Raw genomic sequence first — 17,235 nt, forward strand, 5'->3', positions numbered from 1 at the left:
AGTGCGGGCTTTTTTGCGTGCGCGGCACGCGGGCGCGGGCTGACAATCGATCGCGCGTGCGCTAGCATCGCGGTCGGCATTGCCACGCTGCGGCGGCCGCGACCGAAGTCGCGACCGTCGGCCGGCGAGGTCGCGCGCCGAGGCGCGGCGGCAAGCCCGGCATCACGTTCCACGACTTCAACGAAAACAAACAGGAGCATCCATGCGTGTCTCGACCGGTCTGCTGTGCGCGCTCGCGCTGGCGGCGAACGTTGCCCATGCACAGGCGAATTGTGCGGACGCGACGGATCAGGCAGCGCTGACGGCGTGCGCCGATCGCGCGTACAAGAAATCCGACGCGGACCTGAACCGCACTTACCAGGCCGTCACCGCACGGCTGCGCGACGCGAAGCCGCTCGCGGAAAAACTCGTGAACGCGCAACGCGCGTGGATCGCGTACCGCGACGCCGAATGCAACTTCTCCAGCGCGAACGCCGAAGGCGGCAGCGTGTATCCGATGGTCGTATCGACCTGCCTCGACGATCTGACCAAGACGCGCAACGAGACGCTGAAGGGTTATCTGTCGTGCGAGGAAGGCGACCTGGCCTGCCCGGTGCCGGGCAAGTAGGCTGCGCGACCTTCAGCCGGCCCGCGCGTCGCGCGGCCGCCACGGTGCGCCTAGACGTCGTCCGTCTCGTCGAGCAGCTTGTGCCGCATCGCGTAGCGGACCAGCGCCGCTTCGTGCGGCATCTGCATCTTTTCCAGGATCCGGGTCTTGTAGGTGCTGACCGTCTTCGCGCTCACGCACAGCGCCTGCGCGATCTCGGTCAGGGTCTGTCCGGCGGCGATCCGGCGGAACACGTCGAACTCGCGATCGGACAGCCGCTGGTGCGGCAGCGTCTCGGCCGGTTCGTTCAGGCTTTGCGCGAATTGCTCGGCCATCGCGAGGCTCACGTAGACGCCGCCCGACGCCACCTTGGTCACCGCGCCGACCAGTTCGGCGCTCGCGCTTTCCTTGGTCAGATAGCCCGACGCGCCGGCGCGGAACGCGCGCACCGCGTACTGCTGTTCCGCATGCATGGTCAGCACGAGCACGCGTAGCGCGGGCTTCTCGTCCTTGATCTGCTTGATCAGCTCGACGCCGTTGCGGCCCGGCATCGACAGGTCGAGCACCAGCACCTGGGCTGGCGTCGAGCGAATCAGCGCGATCGTCGACGGCCCGTCGCACGCTTCGCCGGCCACTTCGAATGCGGTGGTGTTCTGGAGAATGTGCCGCAGACCGTCGCGCACGAGCGTATGGTCGTCGGCGATGAGCACCTTGATCATGTGAGGGTGGTTTCCTGTTGAACGGTGCCGAGCGGGAACGCGACGGTGATCGAGAAGCCGCGCGCGAGCGCGGTATCGATCGTCACGCTGCCGCCCAGCATGTGTGCGCGTTCGCGAATGCCGATCAGGCCGAACGACTTGTCCTCGTGGGCGGTGCCGCCCGGTGCCGCGCCGCGGCCGTTGTCCGCGACGCGCAGCACGCAGAAGCCTTCCTCGATATCGAGCCGCAATGCGACGCGCGTCGCATCCGCATGGCGCGCGACGTTCGTCAGCGCTTCCTGGACGATCCGGAACAGCGTGGTCGCCCCGGTACTGGTGAACGTGAGGCCGCCGGTTTCGATCTGGCGTTCGACGTCGATGCCGTAGCGGTTCGTGAAATCGTTCGCCAGCCATTCGATCGCGGGCACGAGGCCGAGATCGTCGAGCATCACGGGGCGCAGGTCGGCTGCGATGCGCCGCACCGACGCGACGGTCGCGTCGATCAGCCGGCGCATGCCCTGGAGTTGCGACAGCACGTCGTCGTGGGGTTGCGCGCGGTTCGGCGCACGCAGTTGCTGCTCGATGACGGACAGGTCCATCTTCAGCGCGGTGAGTTGCTGGCCGAGGTCGTCGTGCAGTTCGCGCGCGATGCGGGTCTTTTCCTCTTCGCGCACGTTCTGCAGGTTCGCCGACAGTTCGCGCAGCTCCTCGCGCGACTGCTTCAGCGCATTCTCTGCCCGTTGCCGCTCGGTGATGTCGCGCAACATGACCGTGTAGAGCTTGCCCGACGCGTCGCGGATCTGCGAGATCGACGCTTCGATCGGGAATTCCTCGCCATTGCCGCGCAGCCCGAACAGCACGCGCTGGCGGCCCATCTGCCGCTCCGACACGCCCGTCACGCCGAACTGGTCGACGTGCTTCGCGTGCGCGGCACGAAACCGTTCGGGGATGAAGCGCGACAGCGGCGCGCCGATCGCCTCCATCGCCGACACGCCGAATACCTGTTCGGCCATCGGGTTGAAGATCACGACCGTCTGTTTCTCGTCGATCGTGATGATCGCTTCCATCGACGAGCGGATGATGCCCATCATCCGCGCCTCGTTCAGGATGCCGCGGCTGCTGGCGCCCGTATCGGCGGCGCCGGCGCGGCCGCGCAGCAACGCATGGACGAGCGCCGCGAATGCGAACGACGCGATCAGCCCCGCGGCGAGCACCGTGCCCGCCGCGCGCTGCGCGCCCGTCGCGCTCGGGCGGCCGTCCGCGGAATAGGCGAGCGTCAGCACGGTCCCGCCGAAATTCAGCTGGTCGGTGCGCCGCATCAGGTCGGGCGACGCGGAGGCTTCGTCGGTCGTCGTCTCGGCACTCGCGATCGGCCGGGGATCGTCGCCGGCGCTCATCCGCAGGTCGAGCCCGCGTTCCGCGTCGAGTGCGCGCTCGATCAAGCGATTCGGGCTCACCTGTGCGAACAGCACGCCGTCGGCGCCCGTCTCGCGGGCGCCGGCCGGCGCGGCGGTGGTGCGCGGTGAAGCCGTCGCGGGCAGGAACAGCGTGAGGGTACGCGCATCTCGGGACGTATCGTCGTCGGCCGAATGGACACCGAGGGCGACATCGCCCGTGCGCAGCGCGTGCGCCATGGGCGCCTGGTCCGTCGCGCCGAAGCGCACGCCGGCCGAGCTCGACGCCGGCGCGCCGAGCGTCGCCACCGCGAGCGGGCCGGCCGGCATCGGCGCGTGGCCGGCGAGGGCGCTGCGCGCCGCGGGCGACAGCGGCGCATAGCCGAATTGCCGGATCGGCGAACGCCCGTTGTCGAGCTCGAGCGTGTCGGCATACCGGCGCCATTGCTCGGGCGTCATCTGCGGCGCGAGCGCGAACGCGCCGCGCGTGCTTTCGAGCACGGCGACGCCGGCTTGCAGCTCGTGGCGCAGCATCGCCGTCACGTGCGTCGTGCGCCGCTCGAAGCGCGTATGGACGGCGCCTTGCCACTGCTCGCGAACGAGCAGCGCGACGCCGAGCGACAGCACGGCGCCGGCGAACAGCGTAACGACGCCAGCCGCGAGCGGCTGGCGTAACATGGTCTGGAAACGCGTGGGCCCACGGGCGTCACGCGGCGGGGTTCCACTGGCGGTCATTCGATGGCCATTCTGGTGTCGGGGCCGCCCGTGGCACTCGGGCGGCGCGGCATAACCGGGGAAAAATCGCACCGGCCGCGTGCGGCGTCTATTTTCAAGATTAAATTGTGCGCGTTTTGCACGTTTTTTGTAATAGGGTCAGCTAAAAATGAGATGCCGGGCGGTGCAACTGGCGTCCCGGCCGCGATTGACACGCGTCAACCGGCGTGTCGTCACGTGGGGGCAGACTGTTCGGCAGGCGAGCCGGCATCGGGCCGGCTTGCGGTGACGAGGGCGTCGTTCGCGCGATGCGCGGCGAGCGCCCGGTCGGAGGGCGGACCATGTACAAGCGGATTTTCGTCGGGCTCGATGGCAGCCCGAGTGCGCGTCTCGCGTTGAACGAGGCGATCCGGATCGCGGAGGCATCCGGCGGCGAGATCACGTGCGCGTATGTCGTCGAGCACCGGCCGCAGCTCGTCGACGTCGATGCGGGCTTCGCGGCCGAACACGACGGCGACGCGGCGGCGGCGGATGCGGCGACGCCCGTGCTCGACGACGCGAAGGCGGCGCTCGCGCAGCGGCACGTGCCGGGCACCGTGCGCGCGCTCGACGCGTACGGCGAGGACATCGCCGCGGTGCTGATGCGCACGGCGGCCGAGGCCGGCGCCGATCTGATCGTGATGGGCACGAGCGGGCGGCATGGCCTGCGCCGGCTGTTGCTGGGCAGCGTCGCGGAATCGCTGCTGCGCGCGGCCGACCGGCCCGTGCTGCTGGTGCGCCACGACGAGCCGGCTGCGGCTGCAACCGCGTGAAGGGGCGGTGCGGCGCCGAGCCATGAGCGGCGGGCAGGCGGCTGTGGTGCGGATGTCGGTGTGATGGCGGGTGCGGCGCATCGCGCGACGCGGCGATGCGTAGCACCGCCGCGTCCCGCGGCATGATTGCGCGGCGCCGGTTGCATCGCGGCCCGCACTTCTGGCAGCATCGGCCGGTGTTCGCTTGATCGCCGCGCGCCGCGTGGCGCGCGCGATCCCGTCGCCGCGTGCATGGCCGCGGCGATCGACGCAGCGGCACGCGAGCCCGGCCGACGGGATTTCCGGGCGGCCCCCGTGTAGCGCGTGCCCGGTCCACTCCTTCACCGACGTCATTCGCCATGCCCATCTCCGCCGCCGACCTGATTCGCCAGTTCGATCTGCAACCGCACCCCGAGGGCGGTTATTTCCGGGAAACATACCGCGCGGCCGATACGGTCGTGCGCCCGGCCGACGGCGCGCCGCGCGCGGCGTCGACCGCGATCTACTACCTGTTGTGCGACGGCGCGTATTCGTCGTGGCACCGGATCCGTTCCGATGAAGTCTGGCATTTCTACGCGGGCGATCCGCTCGAAGTGTGGGTGCTCGACGAACACGACGGCCTGACGATCCATCGGCTCGGCAACCCGCTCACGCATCCCGGCACCGTATTCCAGGCGGTCGTGCCGGCGGGGCGCTGGTTCGGCGCGCGCTGCGCGTCGCCGGAGCATGTCGCGCTGGTCGGCTGCACGGTCGCGCCGGGGTTCGAATTCGCGGAATTCGAACTCGCGGACGCGACGGCACTGGCCGCCACGTTTCCCGAGTACGCGGAGCACGTCGCGCGGCTCGCGCAGCGCTCCGATGCGTGAGCATGGCGGCCGCCGTCAACGGCAGCCCGTCCGCGCGATCCCGGCCAAACCCGTTTAGAATGCACGGTGGTGCAGGATTGGTCGCGGACGTACCGCGGCGATCGCTGCCAGCCGTATCGACGGCCGCCCCCGTCGCACGGTCAGCCTGTCTTCCAGGAGCGCCGCCGTGTGGCACTTTCCCATCGCGATTCCCTCGTCGCTCGGTCCTTGGGCCGTGTTCGCGAGCGTACTGATCACGCAGCTCGGCGTGCCGGTGCCGGCCGTGCCGATGCTGATTCTCGGCGGCACGATGGCGGCGATGGGGCAGGCGTCCTGGGCGAGCATGTTCGCGGCGGCGATCGGTGCGACGATGCTTGCCGATTCGCTGTGGTTCTTCATGGGCCGCACGCGCGGCCGGCGCTTGCTGAACGGCCTCGTGCGATTCTCGCTGTCGCTCGACACGACGCTGCGCTTCGCGCGCAATGTATTCGAAAGATACGGCGCGCCGCTGCTCGTCCTCTCCAAATTCCTGCCGGGCCTCGGCCTCGTGTCGGCGCCGCTGCTCGGCACGACGGCGATCGGCATCGGCGTGTTCCTGTTCTGGGATCTGGCCGGCGCGTCGCTATGGGCGGCGTTCTGGCTCGTCGGCGGGGCGGCCGTGCATGACCAGATCGTCCAGTTCGTGCTGTGGGTGCGCGCGAGCGGTGGCACGATCCTCGATGCGTTCCTCGCGATCTTCATCACGTTCCTGCTTTATCGCTGGGTGCGCCGCGTGCAGTTCCGCCGCTACCTCGCGCAGGTGCGCATCTCCCCGCCGCAACTCGTCGAGATGATGACGTCCAACGAGCCGCCGCTGATCTTCGACGCGCGGCCGCGCGCGATTCGCGAACGCGAGCCGTACCGGATCGCCGGCGCGGTGCCGGTCGATCTCGATTCGCCGGATCTGCTCGATCCGGAGCTGCTGAAGCGGCCGATCGTCGTGTATTGCGTATGCCCGAACGAGGCAACCGCGAAGCGCCTGATCGCGAAGATGCAGCGCAAGAAGATGCTCCACAACATCAAGGCGCTGAAGGGCGGCCTCGACGCGTGGGAGAAGCACGGCTATCCGGTCGAGCCGCTGCCGGCCGATCTCGATTCATCGCGGTATTTCGTGCGGCCCGAACATGCGGCGCTCGCCGGCGAATATACGGTGCGCGCGACGTTGTCGAAATAAATCGTGCGCGGGATTCCGCGCACATCCGCATTTCACGTCCGATTTCACGCTTCCCGCCGCCGAGAAAATCGGCTGACACGAATCGTCTGATTATTCCTATAATCTCGCCTGCATATTGCGTGCGCGTGATTGCGCACGTTCGACGCGCGTTCGTTCGCGCCGAAGGCGATTGATCCCGTTGCTGCCTGCTACGCGCACAGCCGCGTCGCACGGGCCGCACGGGCGTATTCCGTGAAAGACCGATCCGTTTTCCGGATTGTTCCGGAAAATGCCGATAATCGACGGCAATTCCAATCGGAGTGACGCAGTATCCGCAACGTTTTTAATCCAGAAACGGCGGCGGGGATTTTTCGTTTTCGGTTTGCCGGTATCGGCATGAACGGCCGCGCATTGACATCGACAATGACGGCGGCCCGTTCGCGGCTGCCAGGAGACGGACTTGACACAACCGGAAGACCAACTGCACCGCGGGCTGGAAGAGCGGCACATCAACCTGATGGCGCTCGGCGCGACGATCGGCGTCGGCCTGTTCCTCGGCTCGGCCACCGCGATCCGCACGGCCGGCCCGGCCATCCTGCTGACGTACCTGCTGGGCGGCATCGCGATTTTCCTGATCATGCGCGCGCTCGGCGAAATGGCGATCACCAATCCGGTCGCCGGCGCGTTCAGCCGCTATGCGCGCGACTATCTCGGCCCGCTCGCGGGCTACCTGACCGGCTGGACCTACTGGTTCGTGTGGATCGTCACCTGCATGGCGGAGATCACGGCGGTCGGCGTCTACATGCACATGTGGTTCCCGGGCGTGCCGAACTGGATCTGGGCGCTCGCGGCGCTCACGGCGATGGGCGCGGTGAACTTCATCGCCGTCAAGCTGTACGGCGAGTTCGAGTTCTGGTTCGCGCTGATCAAGATCGTCACGATCGTGCTGATGATCGTGGGCGGCGGCCTCATGATCGCGTTCGGCATCGGTAACGGCGGCGTCGCGACGGGCATCTCGAACCTGTGGGCGCATGGCGGTTTCATGCCGAACGGCATCGACGGCGTCATCGGCGCGTTGCCGATCGTGATGTTCGCGTATCTCGGCGTCGAAATGCTCGGCCTCACGGCCGGCGAGGCGCGCAATCCGGAGAAGTCGCTGACGAAGGCGGTGAACTCGGTATTCTGGCGCGTGCTGATCTTCTACATCGGTGCGCTGTTCGTGATCATGTCGCTCTATCCGTGGGACCAGATCGGCACGCAGGGCAGCCCGTTCGTGATGACCTTCTCGCGGCTCGGGATCCCGGCCGCCGCCGGCATCATCAACTTCGTCGTGCTGACCGCGGCGCTGTCGTCGTGCAACAGCGGGCTGTTCAGCACCGCGCGGATGCTCTACAACCTCGCGCAGCAGGGCCAGGCGCCGGCCCGCCTCGGTCGCGTGAATCGCAACGGCGTGCCGGTGTACGGCGTCGCCGTGTCGGTCGCGCTGCTGTTGATCGGCGTGTTGCTCAACTACCTGGCGCCGCAGCAGGTGTTCACGTGGCTGACGTCGGTGTCGACGTTCGGCGCGATCTGGACGTGGTGCGTGATCCTGATCGCGCAGATGCGCTTTCGCCGCACGCTGTCGGCCGACAGGATCGCGCGCCTGCCGATCCGCGTGCCGTTCTATCCGCTCGGCTCCTTCGTCGCGCTCGGGTTTCTCTCGCTGGTCGTCGTGCTGATGGCGTTCACGCCGGACACGCGCGTCGCGCTCGTGATCGGCCCGGCGTGGATCGTGCTGCTCGGTATCGCATACGCGGTGTTCCATGCGAATCGCGCGGGTGCGCCCGCATCGACGAAGTCGTAAGCCCGCCGGGCAACGCTCGGCCTGCCGCGGGTCGCACGCGTGCGCGCGGCGCGCTGCGAACCGCACGTGCATTGATCGCGATCATGCACGTGCGGCGCGGGCGACATATGCTGTCTGAATCGCTTGTCCGCGCTTCGCGTGGCCGTTCGCCGATCGCCGATCCTCGCGACCGCGTCGGCTCTCCATCCGGCGCGTGCCGCTGTCCGCGCGAAGCTCCGGTCGTCGTCCGCGACGACGCGTCCGCCAGGAGACCTTCGCCATGCCATCCAGCCCGACCATCCCGCCGCTTGCCCGTATTTCGCTGGCCGTCGACCTGACGCCGGAGTCGCTGGCCGCCGCGCGCTACACGCGCATGCTGCTGCGTCCCGGCATCCATGTGCGTATCGTCTGCGCAATCGACAATCCGCGCCTCGTGCTGCCCGACATTCCGCGCGTCGATGCGCTGCTGAGCTCGGCGCGCGACGAGATGACTCGCGAAGCGCGGGCGACGCTCGAGCGCATCGCGGCACTGTTCGCCGGCAGCGGCGCGGAGATCGAGCAGGTGATCATCGATACGTCGGTTACCGGCGGCACGGTGGCCGATGCACTCGCGAACGACACGTCGGCATCGCGCGCCGACGTGCTCGTGGTCGGCGCCAATCCGCACCATGGACTGCTGCGGCTCGTCGAGGGTGCGGTGTCCGACACGCTCGCCGCCCGCGCACGCTGCGCGCTGCTGATCGTGCCCGCCGATTATGCGCGGCCGTCGGACGGGCCGCTGCAGCGCCTGATGTTCGCCGTGGACGGCAGCGAGCCGTCGCTGCATGCGGTGCGCGTCGGGCTCGGCTTCGCGGCGCCGACGACGCTGCTCTACGCGGCGTATGTCGTCGATCGCGCGGTTCGTCTGACGGATATCGTGCCGGTGCGCGCGCTCGAGGACGCGTATCGCGCGGAAGGCGAGGATGCGCTGGCGCGGATCGGCCCGCTGTTCCATGCGACGGGAAACCCGACCAAGCGCGGCATCATCGAAACGCGGCCGACCAGCGACGACGTCGCCCATGCGTTGATGCGCGACGCGGTGCACTGGCACGCGGAGTTGCTGGTGGTCGGCACGCATGGCCGGCGTGGCATCGCCGCCTGGCTGATCGGCAGCGTCGCGCGCCGGGTCGCGCATTTGGCGCAGGTGCCGGTGCTGCTCGTGCGCGGCGCGGAGTGAAAGTCTCTCGACGCGATGGTCGCGAATCGAACTTTCGTTGATTTGCGTCAGAAACGCCGTGCGCCTTGCATGAGATAGTGACAGAACGTCCGTCGTGGCGGGTTGTCCATCGTCCGTGCGCGACACGGCGATTGGACACGTCAGGCCGGCACCGCGCGAACGGGCGCATACCCGACGCCGCTCGCGCTTCAACCGAATTCCGGAGCCGTCCCACGCGATGCGTGGCGCATTGGCCCATCACGAACTCTCTGGCGCGAGGGTAGGCAGCCTGCGGCTGCCTTGGAATGACGGACGGGGTGACCTCACCCCGTCCGCTTCCTGGCCCCGTGCAGACTACTTTCCTCGCAGGTATTGTTCTGGTCGAAGTCGCCGTGCACAACGGCGTGTGGCGGCATGCGACGTGCAGGCGCGCTGCGGTCGCGGCCGATTGGCGTGACAGCTTCCGCAACCGTCGCGCTGGCCCGTGCCGCGTCGGCGGCGTGCACGCGCCTATGCCGCGCGCGGCACTCGCAGATCGTGCCGTCGGCGGCCGGCGTGGCACACGCGTGCGCGCCGACGCACGCCATGCGGCCGTCCTCGTCCGCCCGGCATGCGATTGCGCAGCCGCGGCCAGCCGGGGCGCGTCTTGCGGCGCGGCCTCACTGCGACGGGTGCGCCGGCACCGGCCCGCGCGCGCAGCGCGGCGGCGAAGCGCTGCAGCGCGAGCACGGACCCCGCGACGCTCTGGTATTTTTCGCGGCCGATCTGCCCATCGAGCGTGATGAGCAAACCGGATTCGCGCGCGAGCGTGAGCAGCGCGTCGAGATCGTCGTCGGGCGGGCTGAATGCGACCGGCGCGGCAGGCGCGGACAGCATGCGCGTGCGCTGCTGTCCGTCTCGCGCCGGGAAGTTGCGATGGGCCATGATGGTCTCCTGCGCCCGACCCCGCGTGCCGGCTCGACGGCCGGCTGAGCGATGACCGGGTATGAACGCATCGTTCATGACGTCAGTATCCGCCGCGCAGCCCGCGCTGCCAATCGGCGCGTGCTGAACTCGCTGTCAGACATCGCGGGCGACGTATCGGAATCCGCTGACACGCAGGTTCGACGACAGGTTGCAGCGGCGCGCGACGCGCGGCGCCCCGATCCGGTGCATTCGAACAGACGAATCGCGTGCGGCGCGCATCGCTTGACGCGCGATTTCGGCCGGTCTAAGTTTCCTCACTGCATCGGCATCGTGCGAGGGTTTATCGTCCGCGCGATCGACGGTGCCGCGCCTCGGGGTGGCGCGAGTAATCTTCCAGTCGTCCGCGGGCCATGCGCACCGCGGATCCTGCGCGCGAGCCGCTCCGGCGACGGATCGGCGCGGCGGCACGCAACGTGCTGTTGAGCGCGCGCAAACACGCTTCGGCGCATCGTACGCCGGGCGGCTGTCCAGTCTCTAATCTTCCGGTAGCGTCATCATTTCCTTTCGTTCCTCGACCGCCAGGAGCCCGTCGATGTCACAGGACAATATGCTTGAGGCCTTGAAGGCCGTCGCCGAACAGCGCTCGATCGGCGACGACCAGTTGCGCGCGATGCTCGACGACGAAGTGCGTGCGTTGTCGTCCGATGCCCGCGTGCACGATTACATCCACGTGTTCGCGATCCGCCATCTGCGCGAACGGATGCGCCGACAGGACGAACTCGAGCGCGACACGCACGCCAGCACGCCGCGCCGGGAGCCGGACACAGGTACCAGCCGCCGTTTGTGAGGGCGGCCCGCTGCGGCAAGCGCCACCGACGCGCTGACCGCGGCCGATTGCAGCCCGATGCCGACGCGCGTGCATGCCGCGCAGGCAATCGCTGCGCGCAAGCATGCCGTCACGCACCTTCATGCCGACGGGAACTTTCGTCATACGTTTCATCGAATCGACACAACGGCCTCAAGTAAGTGGCGCGAATGCCGTTTACCCGGTGAATTCGTCCACCGGGCGTTCGCGCTCCCTTACCGAGTCGTTGCCATGTTCTCGTCCATTCGCACCCGCATTCTTGCCGCGTGCGTCGCCATCGTCGTATTCGCGCTCGTCGCCACCACGCTGATCAATTACTTCATCGCGCGCTCGTACAACGACGATGCGATCGACCGCAACCTGAAATCCGTCGCCAGCGGCCATGTGGTCGGCATCGGCGACTGGGTCGCGACCCGCAGCCGGATGATCGCGTCGCTGCAGGATGCCGCGCTGTCGCCGGATCCGCTGCCGGTGTTCAAGCAGATGGCCGCGGCCGGTGGTTTCACGAACGTCTACGCGGGCTACGCGGACAAGGCGTTCCGCTTCTCCGACCCGACCGGCATTCCGCCCGATTACGACCCGACCGGCCGCCCGTGGTACAAGCAGGCCGCGCAGGCCGGCAAGCCGGTCGTCACGCCGCCGTACGTCGATGCCGGCACCGGCAACCTGGTCGTCACGTTCGCGGTGCCGATCCTGCGCGACGGCGCGCTGAAGGGCGTCGTCGCGGCCGACGTCGCGATGGACAGCGTGATCGCGAACGTGAAGTCGATCCATCCGACGCCCGCGAGCTTCGGGATGTTGATCGACAGCAACGGCCACGTCGTCGCGCATCCGGACGCGAAGCTCACGCTGAAGCCGGTCGCCGACGTGTCGCCCGACCTTGGCGGCATGAGCGCCGCGTCGCTGGCCGCGGCCAGCGCGCCGGTCGAGGTGCACGTGGGCGGCGACGCGAAGCTGGTGCGTGCGCAGGCCGTGCCGGGCACCGACTGGTACGCGCTGGTCCTGCTCGACAAGTCGGAAGCGACGGCCGGGATGCGCTCGCTGCTGACCGCGTCGCTCATCACGCTCGTGGTGATCGTGGGCGTCGCGTCGCTGATCGTCGGCGCGATCACCGCAACCGCGTTTCGCCGTCTGTCGCAGGTGCGCCAGGCGATGGCGTCGATCGGCTCGGGCACCGGCGACCTGACGCAGCGCCTGCCGGCCGAAGGCAGCGACGAGGTGGCCGACATCGCGCGCTCGTTCAACAGCTTCGTCGACAAGCTGAACGACGTGATGCGGCAGATCCGCGACGCGAGCGAATCGGTGCGCACCGCCGCGAACGAGATCGCCGCGGGCAACCAGGATCTTTCGTCGCGGACCGAATCGGCGGCCGCGAGCCTCGAGGAGACGGCCGCATCGATGGAGGAGATCACCGCGACGGTCGGTCAGTCGGCCGCCGCGGCGAGCCAGGCCGACGAACGCGCGGCCGCGGCATCGCGGATCGCGTCGCACGGCGGCGTGGTCGTCTCGGACGTCGTGTCGACGATGGGGAAGATCGAGGAAGCGTCGGGCCGGATCGGCGACATCATCGGCGTGATCGACGGGATCGCGTTCCAGACCAACATCCTCGCGCTGAATGCGGCCGTGGAAGCCGCGCGTGCCGGCGAGCAAGGGCGCGGTTTCGCGGTCGTTGCGCAGGAAGTGCGCAGTCTCGCGCAACGCAGCGCGCAGGCCGCGCGCGAGGTGAAGGTGCTGGTCGAGTCGACGGTGGCGAGCGTGTCGGCCGGGTCGGGGCAGGTGCGCCAGGCCGGCGACACGATGCGCGAAATCGTGTCGAACGTCGCGAACGTGACGACGATCATCTCCGAGATCACGCACGCGGCGAACGAGCAGACGCGCGGCATCCAGGAAGTGAACCGCGCGGTCACGCAGCTCGACGAGATGGTCCAGCAGAACGCGGCGCTCGTCGAACAGTCGACCGCGGCCGCCACCGCGCTGCAGACGCAGGCGAACGCGCTTGCGGCGACGGTCGGGCAGTTCAAGGTCGCGTGACCGGCATCGGGTGACGCGGGCCGAATCGGCACGCGCCGCACGCCGCGCGCGCGGCGCCGCTCAGTCGCGCGCGTCGTCGCGCATCAGCGCCAGCCGGTTGTAGAGCGTTTTCAGGCTGATGCCGAGCGCTTTCGCCGCTTGCGGCTTGTTGCCGTCGAAGTGCTGCAGCGTCGCCGCGATGAAGCGCTGCTGCGCGTGGTGCAGCGTTGCGCCGAGCGGCAGCGCCATCGCGTCGTCCGACGTGTGGTCGGGCAGCATTGTCGGCTTCGGCAGTGCGATGTCGATGCCGTCGTCCGCAAGGATGTACGCGCGCTCGATCGTGTTGCGCAGCTCGCGGACGTTGCCGGGCCACGAATATGCGCGCAGCGCGGCGATCGCCGCATCGGTCAGCCGCTTGTGCGAGCGGTGCCGCGCGTTGAGTGCATCGACGAACTCGTGCGCGATCGCCTCGACGTCGCCGCTGCGCTGGCGCAGCGGCGGCACGTACAGCGCGAACGCGGCAAGGCGGTAGAACAGATCCTCGCGCAGCCGGCCGTCGCGCACGGCTTCGGCGGGGTTGTGGCGGGTCGCCGACACGATGCGCACGTCGAGCGGAATCGACTCGGTGCCGCCGACGCGCACGATCGTGTTCGATTCGAGCGCGCGCAGCAGCTTCACCTGCAGCGGGGCTGGCATTTCCGCAATCTCGTCGAACAGCAGCGTGCCGCCGCACGCGGCTTCGAAGAATCCTTCGCGTTGCGCGATCGCGCCGGTGAAGCTGCCTTTCTCGTGACCGAACAATTGCGCTTCGGCGATGTCCGCCGGAATCGCGCCGCAGTTGACCGGCACGAACGGCCCGTCGCGTCGCGCGCTCAGGTCGTGAAGCCGGCGCGCGACGATATCCTTGCCGACCCCGCTTTCGCCGGCAATCATCACGCTCGCGCGGGTCGGAGCGATTTTCTCGATACGGCAGAGCAACGTGCGCATCGCCGCGGAGCGGCCGGAAAGCCGGCGCGCGTCGGCGCGTTGCTTCGGACGGTTTGCGGATTCGGCCATAGGCGTCGGCGGGCCGTTTTGAAAATCGGCACCGCGCATTCCCTTCTTTGCAATATCTATCATCGACAGCGAAAGCGCACGGAAGGTGCCGCGATTTAGAAATTTCCAATGCCCGCGGCAATGTCCGAAGAAATTGGCGATCGGCGCGGCACATCCGCCGACGGACGGCAGCCGACATGCCGGCCGGTGCTTTTTTACAGCCGATGAATGAAAAATCGAAAGGTACCTGTCATCGATTCGCAGCAAATGCTGCGAACGGTCGGGCGACGCGGCAGCGCACGGCGGCACGGGTGACGCAGTCCGGGCCGCGCACGCACCGGGCGCACAGTCGCGGGCACGCGCGTTGCTGAGCGCGTAGGCTCGCCCCGGTCCGCTCGACCGCATGCCGTCGAGCGACGGTCGCAGGGCGATGCAGGGACACGATGAGAACCTTTACCCGTGAGCTGTTTCGGCAGGGCGCATGGGTCGTGCTGGCCGTCGGGCTGGCGTCCGCGCTACAGGTGTGGGCGATTCACGTCGTCGGCATGCGTGAACCGTTTGCACCGCTGCCTTTGTACGCCGGTGTCGCGGCTGCGGCCTGGCTGACTTCGTTCGGCGGCGGTCTGGCCGCGACCGCCGCGAGTGTGGCCGTGATCGGCGCGTGGTGGTGGCGCGATGTGCCGCTGCCCGTGCTGCTCATGCGTGCCGGCGTCTTCGTCGCGATCGGCTTTGTCGAATGCATGCTCGTGCTGGCCGTGAAACCGCTGATTGCGAACGACCGGCTGCGCGGAGCCGACGAGGCCGAAGCAGACAATGCCGAAGCAGACGACGCGCGCATGCCGGGCCGCGAACCGGCGCCCGCGCCGCGCGCACTCGACGACGTCCTGCTGCGCCGCGTGGTCGATGCATCGCCGGACGCGATCGTCGGTGTCGATGCCGTGCGGCGGATCACGAGCTGGAACCCGGCGGCGCGGCGCCTCTTCGGCATCGACGTCGCGGCGGCGGTCGGGCGCGACGTCACGACGCTGATCGCGCCTCGCTGGCTGCGGCTGCATCCGGTTCCCGCATCGTTCGCCAACGCGCGTGCGCCGACCGGCCCGCTCGACGTTCTGTGCGTGCGCGGCGACGGGGCGCGGTTTCGCGCGACCGTCGAGGCAGCGCCGATCATCGACGCGCAAGGCAACTGCACCGGCCTGTCGATGACGCTGCGCGAGGCGCAGGACCGCCGTCGCGACGAGCGGCGCGACCTGCGCTCGCTGCGCGGCGCGCGCGACGCACGCGTGCAGGCCGACGAATCGAACCGGCTGAAGGACGAACTGCTCGCGACCGTGTCGCATGAATTGCGCACGCCGCTGAACGTGATCTACGGCTGGGTCGAGGTGCTGCGCAGCGTCGACGGCCAGGGTTTCGCGCATCAGGCGATCGACGCGATCGATCGCAGCGCGCGGTCGCTGTCGCGCATGGTCGGCGACCTGCTCGACGCGTCGTCACTCGCGACGGGCCGGATGCGGCTCGAACGTACACCCGTCGATCTCGTGCACATCGTGCACGAGGCCGTGCGCGCGCTCGCCGCAACCGCCGAGGCGAACGGGCTCGAACTGTCCACCGCGTGTGCGATGTCCAACTGCGTGATCAACGCGGATGGCGAGCGCATTCGCCAGGTGCTGTCGAACCTGCTGTCGAACGCGATCAAGTTCACACCGGCGGGCGGCCGCATCAAGGTATCGCTGACGCGGGCCGGCGCGCGCGTGCGGCTGTCCGTCGCCGACACGGGGCAGGGCATTTCCGCGGATCGCCTGCCGCATCTGTTCGACACGTTCAACCGGTCGGAGGGCGCATCCGCATCGCCGAAACGCGGCCTCGGGCTCGGTTTGTCGATCGTGCGCAACATCGTGCGGCTGCACGGCGGCGAGGTGGCGGCCGCGAGCGACGGTGCCGGGCGCGGCACGACCGTGACCGTCATGCTGCCGGTGGACTGGAGTGCCGACGATGTGACCGGCCAGCCGTTACGGCCGAGCGGCGCGTCGACGGCGGTGGCGCTCGACGGCCAGCGCGTGCTGGTGGTCGACGACGATGCGACGTCGCGCGCCAGCCTCGCGGCGGCACTCGAAACGCTGGGCGCGCAGGTGTCGACGGCTCGATCGGGGCGCGACGCGCTCGACGTGGTCGCGCGGCAGCCGCCGAGCGTCGTGCTGTCCGATCTCGCGATGCCGGACGGCGACGGCTACTGGTTGCTCGACCATATCCGCCATTTGCCCGACGGCGGCGGGCGCCTGCCCGTCGTCGCCGTGACCGCACACGCGGGCACGGCGGACCGCAACCGCGTGATGGCGGCCGGTTTCGATGCGTATCTGTGCAAGCCGGTCGACATGCCGACGCTGGCCAGCGTGATCGTCGACGTGGCGGGCGGCGGACGGCAGCGCTGACGCGCGGCGGCCTGCGCCAAGCAACCAGGAGGCGCGATGAAGCGATCGAACGATACGCAATGCGACGCCATCGGCGGCAAGCCGATGCGCGCCGGACGCATGCCGCCGATCGTACCGATCTCGTTTGCCGGCACTGCGGGCTCGCTGGTGTCTGGCGTGCTTGTGGCATTCTGCGCGTCGGCATTGATGGCGGCGCATGCGCAGGCGCCGCCTGCATCGTCCGTGCGTGTCGCGCCCGGCGTCGTCCGTCCCGGCGAGACGGCCGACGAGGCGGGCATCACGCGCCGGCCGCAAGGCACAGACGCGGAATTCGTCGACAAGGCGGGCATCGTTGGCAAGACGGAACTGCAGGCGAGCCAGCTCGCGCTCGATCGGTCGTCGAATCCGGAGGTGAAGGCCTACGCGCGACGGATGGTCGACGATCATGCCCGCATGGCCGCGGAATTGCGCCGGCTCGGCGCGCAAAAGGGCCTGCCCGTGCAGACGCGCATGCAGGTCGATCCGGCGTTGACGGCGCTGCGAACCATGAACGGCGAAGCGTTCGACAAGGGTTACGTCGCGCTGGCTGGATCGAATGCGCAGGAGGCGGCGCTCAGGCTCTACGAAGCGGAAGCACGCAACGGTGGCGACCCGCAGCTTCGCGCGTTCGCGGCCGATGCGCTGTCAACGCTGAAGGTGCACCTGAGCGCGGCGCGCGCACTGGAGCGTTCGATCGCGGCCGCGCATTGATCCGCTGCGCGGCGGCCGCGCGTGTCC

Annotated in this window: 14 protein-coding genes; 10 read left to right on the forward strand and 4 right to left on the reverse strand. The window is 68.9% G+C overall.

Annotated elements, in window-relative coordinates; genetic code table 11:
* Positions 1-202: 202 nt before the first annotated feature.
* Positions 203-607 (forward strand): lysozyme inhibitor LprI family protein, encoded by a 405-nt coding sequence (locus WS51_RS05070; protein ID WP_059773696.1) that lies wholly within the window; start codon positions 203-205, stop codon positions 605-607.
* Between the two features lie 50 nt (positions 608-657).
* Here WS51_RS05070 and WS51_RS05075 read toward each other — a convergent pair whose 3' ends face one another.
* Entirely contained in the window at positions 658-1,305 is a 648-nt protein-coding gene (locus WS51_RS05075) for a response regulator (RefSeq protein WP_059450268.1), read from the reverse strand.
* A complete protein-coding gene (locus tag WS51_RS05080) occupies positions 1,302-3,413 on the reverse strand; it encodes a PAS domain S-box protein (protein WP_069228702.1) in 2,112 nt (703 codons plus the stop codon). Before WS51_RS05080 ends, WS51_RS05075 begins: the two co-directional genes overlap by 4 nt.
* A gap of 320 nt (positions 3,414-3,733) precedes the next feature.
* Between WS51_RS05080 and WS51_RS05085 the strand changes: the two genes are divergently transcribed.
* The 5 genes from WS51_RS05085 to WS51_RS05105 all read left to right on the forward strand — a co-directional run bounded on the left by WS51_RS05085 (position 3,734) and on the right by WS51_RS05105 (position 9,258).
* Positions 3,734-4,204, forward strand: a complete 471-nt coding sequence (locus WS51_RS05085) for a universal stress protein (RefSeq protein WP_059450270.1) — start codon at positions 3,734-3,736, stop codon at positions 4,202-4,204.
* A gap of 338 nt (positions 4,205-4,542) precedes the next feature.
* A complete protein-coding gene (locus tag WS51_RS05090; RefSeq protein ID WP_059450271.1) occupies positions 4,543-5,049 on the forward strand; it encodes a cupin domain-containing protein in 507 nt (168 codons plus the stop codon).
* Between the two features lie 166 nt (positions 5,050-5,215).
* Positions 5,216-6,241, forward strand: coding sequence for a DedA family protein/thiosulfate sulfurtransferase GlpE (locus tag WS51_RS05095; protein ID WP_059450272.1), 1,026 nt, complete (start codon positions 5,216-5,218; stop codon positions 6,239-6,241).
* A gap of 439 nt (positions 6,242-6,680) precedes the next feature.
* Positions 6,681-8,063, forward strand: coding sequence for an amino acid permease (locus tag WS51_RS05100; RefSeq protein ID WP_069228703.1), 1,383 nt, complete (start codon positions 6,681-6,683; stop codon positions 8,061-8,063).
* A gap of 259 nt (positions 8,064-8,322) precedes the next feature.
* The gene (locus WS51_RS05105; protein WP_069228704.1) at positions 8,323-9,258 is read left to right on the forward strand and encodes a universal stress protein; all 936 of its coding nucleotides are present in this window, start codon (positions 8,323-8,325) and stop codon (positions 9,256-9,258) included.
* 489 nt (positions 9,259-9,747) lie between these two features.
* Here WS51_RS05105 and WS51_RS05110 read toward each other — a convergent pair whose 3' ends face one another.
* On the reverse strand, positions 9,748-10,161 hold the full coding sequence (locus WS51_RS05110) for a hypothetical protein (RefSeq protein WP_059507394.1): 414 nt from the start codon (positions 10,159-10,161) through the stop codon (positions 9,748-9,750).
* Positions 10,162-10,735: 574 nt separating this feature from the next.
* Here WS51_RS05110 and WS51_RS05115 point away from each other — a divergent pair.
* Both WS51_RS05115 and WS51_RS05120 read left to right on the forward strand, forming a co-directional pair.
* The gene (locus tag WS51_RS05115; protein ID WP_059450276.1) at positions 10,736-10,990 is read left to right on the forward strand and encodes a DUF3562 domain-containing protein; all 255 of its coding nucleotides are present in this window, start codon (positions 10,736-10,738) and stop codon (positions 10,988-10,990) included.
* Between the two features lie 249 nt (positions 10,991-11,239).
* Positions 11,240-13,039, forward strand: a complete 1,800-nt coding sequence (locus WS51_RS05120; RefSeq protein ID WP_059507395.1) for a methyl-accepting chemotaxis protein — start codon at positions 11,240-11,242, stop codon at positions 13,037-13,039.
* Positions 13,040-13,099: 60 nt separating this feature from the next.
* Here WS51_RS05120 and WS51_RS05125 read toward each other — a convergent pair whose 3' ends face one another.
* Complete coding sequence (locus WS51_RS05125) at positions 13,100-14,137, reverse strand: sigma-54 interaction domain-containing protein (RefSeq protein WP_059450278.1); 1,038 nt, start codon at positions 14,135-14,137, stop codon at positions 13,100-13,102.
* Positions 14,138-14,496: 359 nt separating this feature from the next.
* Between WS51_RS05125 and WS51_RS05130 the strand changes: the two genes are divergently transcribed.
* Positions 14,497-16,479 carry a hybrid sensor histidine kinase/response regulator gene (locus tag WS51_RS05130; RefSeq protein ID WP_069228705.1) on the forward strand — a complete coding sequence of 661 codons (1,983 nt, stop codon included), beginning with the start codon at positions 14,497-14,499 and terminating at the stop codon, positions 16,477-16,479.
* 99 nt (positions 16,480-16,578) lie between these two features.
* On the forward strand, positions 16,579-17,208 hold the full coding sequence (locus tag WS51_RS05135) for a DUF4142 domain-containing protein (RefSeq protein ID WP_155773586.1): 630 nt from the start codon (positions 16,579-16,581) through the stop codon (positions 17,206-17,208).
* The last annotated feature ends 27 nt before the right edge of the window (positions 17,209-17,235 follow it).

The sequence above is a fragment of the Burkholderia territorii genome (assembly GCF_001718335.1).
Lineage (GTDB): Bacteria > Pseudomonadota > Gammaproteobacteria > Burkholderiales > Burkholderiaceae > Burkholderia > Burkholderia territorii.